This window comes from Streptomyces sp. N35, from assembly GCF_016464295.1.
Classification (GTDB): domain Bacteria; phylum Actinomycetota; class Actinomycetes; order Streptomycetales; family Streptomycetaceae; genus Streptomyces.
Genome location: NZ_JAEIMH010000137.1, coordinates 1 through 4,439, shown reverse-complemented (window position 1 = coordinate 4,439; position 4,439 = coordinate 1). Strand labels below are relative to the sequence as shown.

Below are 4,439 nucleotides of genomic sequence, written 5' to 3'. Positions count from 1 at the left end.
GCCGAGGCCGCGCAGACCACAAGACACCCCCCGGCGGGCGGGGGGCAGGTGGTTTTCCTGTCCGAGCCCCCATGCGGAATCGAACCGCAGACCTTCTCCTTACCATGGAGACGCTCTACCGACTGAGCTATAGGGGCTTGTTGACCTGCACGGTTTCCCGCTCGGCAACGACACAGATCATACCCCGAATCCCGGCCCCAACAGAACCACCGCTTCCTCTGGACCGCCCCCTGCGACGCTGCCACCATGCGCGCATGTCGCCTACGGGTTTACGCCGCGCACTCACCACCGCCCTCCTTACGCTCACCCTCGCGCTGGCCGGCTGCTCATCCGGCTCGGGTGACGCGAAGGACAAGAAGTCCGGGAAGCCGTCCAAGTCCGCCTCGCCGAAAGCGAGTCCAGGGCCCGGCGACCAGACCGTCACCCTCGACTGGAAGGGCGAGAAGCGTACGTACGCGGTCCACGCACCGCCCTCGTACACACCGGGCCAGAAGCTCCCCCTGGTGATCGTGATGCACCCGTACCCGAGCACCGGCACCCATGTCGCCCAGCTCAGCGCCCTGTCCGCCAAGGCCGACCAGGAGAACTTCCTCACCGTCTATCCCGAGGGCCTCAACGGCGGGATGAACGCCCTGGTCTGCTGCGGCAGCGCGGACGACGTCGGCTTCCTCCGTACGATGACGAAGAGCCTTGTCGATACGTGGGGTGCCGACCCGCAGCGGATCTACGCCACGGGCATCTCCAACGGCGGGGACATGTCCTTCAAGCTGGCCGTCGAACTCTCCGACACCATCGCCGCCATCGCCCCGGTCAGCGGCGGCTACAGCGGCCGTATCACCGATCCGGCCTCGTACGTGCCGAAGTCCCCGGTCTCGGTGATCACCTTCATCGGCGGCGAGGACAAGTGGTACCCGGTCTTCAACGCCGGCCTCAGCATCTGGCAGGAGCGTCTGAAGTGCGAGGAGCAGCCGCCCGCGAAGCTGAAGCAGAAGATCACCCGCACCGCCGCGCGGTGTGCGGACGGCTCCGAAGTCGTCGCGTACCGGCTGCCGGAGATGGGCCACAGCTGGCCGCAGGGCAAGGCCGACATGGCCGAGCGGGAAGCGGCGGTGAACGCCACGGACCTGATGTGGGAGTTCTTCAAGTCGCATCCCAAGAAAGCGGCTTGAGGCCACGCCCGTTCAGTAGGCGACGGTGAGGTGGCGCTCTCCGGACGGCGCCTGCAACTCGTCGAGCACCGCCACCGCCAGATCCTCGGCGCTGATCCGCGACAGCCCGTCCGGGCCGACGAGGAGGGTGTCACCACCGCGCCGGTACGTCCCCGTGCGCTCACCGGGCTCGAGGAGCGCAGGCGGGCTCAGGTAGGTCCAGCCCGTGTTGAAGTGACCGGTGCTGACCCGCAGTTGCTCGGTGCTCGCCGCCGCGACGGCCCGCCACTGCCGCGGCACGTACGCGGTGTCGTCGACGACGAGACCGCCCGACGGGCTGCGCAGCGGACCGGCACCGCCCACGATCAGGAGCGGTGTACCAGCGGCCACATCGAGCAACTGCCCGGTAAGGGGCGCTATCTCCGCCTCTGCTCCCGGAGCCGGACGGATCGCGAGGACGACGGCATCGGCGGACGCGATCAGCGGCTCGAGCTCCTGCGGGCGTGCCACGTCCCCGGCCACCCACTCGGCACCCTCAGGCAGCCGCTCCGGCGCACTGCGCGACACGGCGGTGACGCCATGCCCCCGACGTACGGCTTCGGCGGTGACCCGACTGCCGACCATGCCCGTAGCGCCAATGACAGTGATCTTCATGGGAGTAGTTCCTTCCTCGGATTACGGGCGGGGATCAGCTGTGTGCACGGCGAGGGCTCAGCTGCCCGGCGACCAGCGCCCCGAGAGCGAGCACCAGACCCACGAGCTGCACTGCGGAGAAGGACTCGCCGAGCACGGAGGCACCGATCACGGCGGCCACCAGCGGCGAGACGAGGACGAGCAGCGCGGTGGCGGTCACCGGAAGCCGCCGGATGCCCCGCAGCCACAGGGTGTGCGCGATGAACCCGCCGACCGTCCCCAGCCACAGGTAGCCGAGGACCGCCTGACCGTCGATCTGCGAAGGAGCACCCTCGAACAGCACGGTCAGCGGCAACAGGAACAGCCCTCCGGCCGTGAGCTGCCACCCGGTCATGGCCACGGGCCCGACCCCGGCGGGAGCCTTCCAGTGCTTGGTGAGGACGACACCGAACGCCATGGACGCGGTACCGAGCAGCCCCGCGCCTATCCCGGCGGGCCCGAGCCCGGCGGCAGGACCGATGACGACCAGGCCGACTCCGACCGCCCCCGCCACCGCCCATCCGATCCGCCACAGCGACGGCCGCTCCCGCAGCACACCGACCGCGAGTCCGGCCACGATCAGGGGCTGTACGGCACCGAGCGTGGCCGCGACCCCACCGGGCAGCAGTTCGGCGGTCAGAAAGAGCAGCGGATAGAACGCGCCGATGTTCAGCACACCGAGCACCGCCGCCTTCCACCACCACGCGCCGTGCGGCAGGACCCGGGTGAGCAGGACGAGCAGGAGTCCACCGGGCAGCGACCTCAACAGCGCCGCGAACAACGGGTGATCGGGCGGCAGGAACTCCGTCGTCACCGCGTAGGTCGTGCCCCACGCCATGGGCGCGAGGGCGGTGGCCAGGATCAGGGCGACGGTGCCGCCGACAGCCAGGGAACGCGCCTTGGGCGCTGCCGGCTTCACCGGCCGCGGGGTCATCACTGTGGTCATACGAAGAGTCTCAGCCCGTGCCTATCGATCGGTCCAACACATGGTTGTCATGGAACCGATCGCGATGCACGATAGATCGCATGGAGCTCAGACAACTCCGCTACGCACTCGCCGTCGCCGAGACCCGCAACTTCACCCGCGCCGCCCGCCAGTGTTACGTCGCCCAGTCGGCGCTGAGCCACCAGATCGGCTCCCTGGAACGCGAGTTGGGCGTACAGCTCTTCGCCCGCACCAGCCGCCGCGTGGAGCTGACCCCGGCCGGCGAAGCCTTTCTCGTACGGGCGAAACAGTGCGTCGAAGCCGCGGAGCTCGCCGCGGCCGAAGCGGCGGCCGCGGTCGGCGAGGTCAGGGGCAGCCTCAGGATCGGCATCATCCCCACGGTCGCCGCCGTCGACATCCCCACCGTCCTGCAGCGCTATCGCGAGCGGTACCCGCAGGTCAAAGTCAGTCTGCACGTGGGATCGAGCGACGCCATGAGCGCCCAGGTGACCGCCGGCGAACTCGACGTCGCCTTCCTGGGCCTGCCGGCCTCACGCGAACCCCAGGGAGTGGAGACCCGCGAACTGGCCCGCGAGAAGCTGGTCGCCGTGGTGGCACCGGATCACGCCCTCGCGGACCAGAGCAAGGTCACACTCCGCCGGCTCGCCGAGTCGCCCTTCGCCGACTTCCCCGTCGGATCCCAGGGCCGCTCACAGAGCGATCTCGCCTTCGAGGCGGCGGAGTTGGATCGCGAGGTCGCCTACGAGCTGATGTCGGCCGAACTGATGCTGCGCATCGTGAGCCGCGGCCTGGCCGTGGCCCTGCTCCCCTCCCCCATCGCCCACGCATATCCCGGCGTCCGGGTCCTGTCGGTCATCGACGGTCCGCGGCGCGCGGAGTACGTGGCATGGAGCAAGTTCAACCCGACCCCGGCGACCCGAGCCTTCCTCGAGACGCTGCCTTGAGCACCCTTCAGAAGGCGGGCACGAGCAGCCCACCGAGCGCATTGCACGAGGCCACGATCCGCTGCAGCTCGCGACGGCTCAGCTCGCCGCCGATCTGCAGCGCGAGCGTCTCGTCGGCGGCCCGCTCGGTCTCGGGCAGCGCCACATCCCGCCGGTACTCGGGCAGCCGGTGCACCGGAGTCTTCACCGGCACCGAACAGCGAACTCCCTTGGCCCGTACGGCGCGAGCGAAGGCATCACGATCGGGCCGCCCATTCCCCGGAACACGCACCACATACTGCTGATACGTGTGTCCCGCGCTGTGCACCGGAGCGTCGACGCCCCGGAGACGAGCCGACAGATAGGCCGCATGCGCCCGCCGCCGCGCCACCGACCCCGGGCCGACCGTGTCAGCCTCCAGAAGCACCAACAACCCCTTGCCGGTGCCGACTTCATGCACCCGCTGCAGCCCCTCCGACTCCCCGAAGCGCCGCACGGCGACAATGGCAGCCGTGCACGGCCCTATGGCGGCGGTGACGGAAGAGGCATCCAGACAGTACGTACCGGGATCGATATCGGCGAACACAGGCAGTCCACCGGCGGACACCACGGCTTCGGCGATCTCGGCGTTGCCGTACGCCGGCACGATCACCTCGTCACCGAGTCCGATACCCGCGGCCTTGAGCATTGCGACTGTCCCCATGCCGCGGATGCTGTCCGGACAACGTGGACGGGAAGTGACGCAAAACA

Annotated in this window: 5 protein-coding genes and 1 tRNA gene; 2 read left to right on the top strand and 4 right to left on the bottom strand. The window is 69.4% G+C overall.

The annotated features are described in order from the left end of the window. Window positions 1–64 precede the first annotated feature (64 nt). Window positions 65–137 (bottom strand) — tRNA-Thr (locus JAO81_RS39855). A 117-nt stretch (window positions 138–254) separates the two neighbouring features. On the opposite strand from JAO81_RS39855, the gene JAO81_RS39850 reads away from it, so the two are divergent. Continuing rightward, the gene (locus JAO81_RS39850) at window positions 255–1,169 is read left to right on the top strand and encodes a PHB depolymerase family esterase (RefSeq protein ID WP_199552901.1); all 915 of its coding nucleotides are present in this window, start codon (window positions 255–257) and stop codon (window positions 1,167–1,169) included. Between the two features lie 12 nt (window positions 1,170–1,181). Here JAO81_RS39850 and JAO81_RS39845 read toward each other — a convergent pair whose 3' ends face one another. Both JAO81_RS39845 and JAO81_RS39840 read right to left on the bottom strand, forming a co-directional pair. Then, window positions 1,182–1,802 carry an NAD(P)-dependent oxidoreductase gene (locus JAO81_RS39845; protein ID WP_199552900.1) on the bottom strand — a complete coding sequence of 207 codons (621 nt, stop codon included), beginning with the start codon at window positions 1,800–1,802 and terminating at the stop codon, window positions 1,182–1,184. A 34-nt stretch (window positions 1,803–1,836) separates the two neighbouring features. Next, window positions 1,837–2,766, bottom strand: a complete 930-nt coding sequence (locus tag JAO81_RS39840; protein ID WP_267913122.1) for an EamA family transporter — start codon at window positions 2,764–2,766, stop codon at window positions 1,837–1,839. 80 nt (window positions 2,767–2,846) lie between these two features. Between JAO81_RS39840 and JAO81_RS39835 the strand changes: the two genes are divergently transcribed. Next, complete coding sequence (locus JAO81_RS39835) at window positions 2,847–3,710, top strand: LysR family transcriptional regulator (protein WP_199552899.1); 864 nt, start codon at window positions 2,847–2,849, stop codon at window positions 3,708–3,710. Between the two features lie 7 nt (window positions 3,711–3,717). Here the strand turns inward: JAO81_RS39835 and JAO81_RS39830 are convergent, their stop codons facing one another. Then, entirely contained in the window at window positions 3,718–4,392 is a 675-nt protein-coding gene (locus JAO81_RS39830; RefSeq protein ID WP_199552898.1) for a DegT/DnrJ/EryC1/StrS family aminotransferase, read from the bottom strand. Window positions 4,393–4,439: the final 47 nt, after the last annotated feature.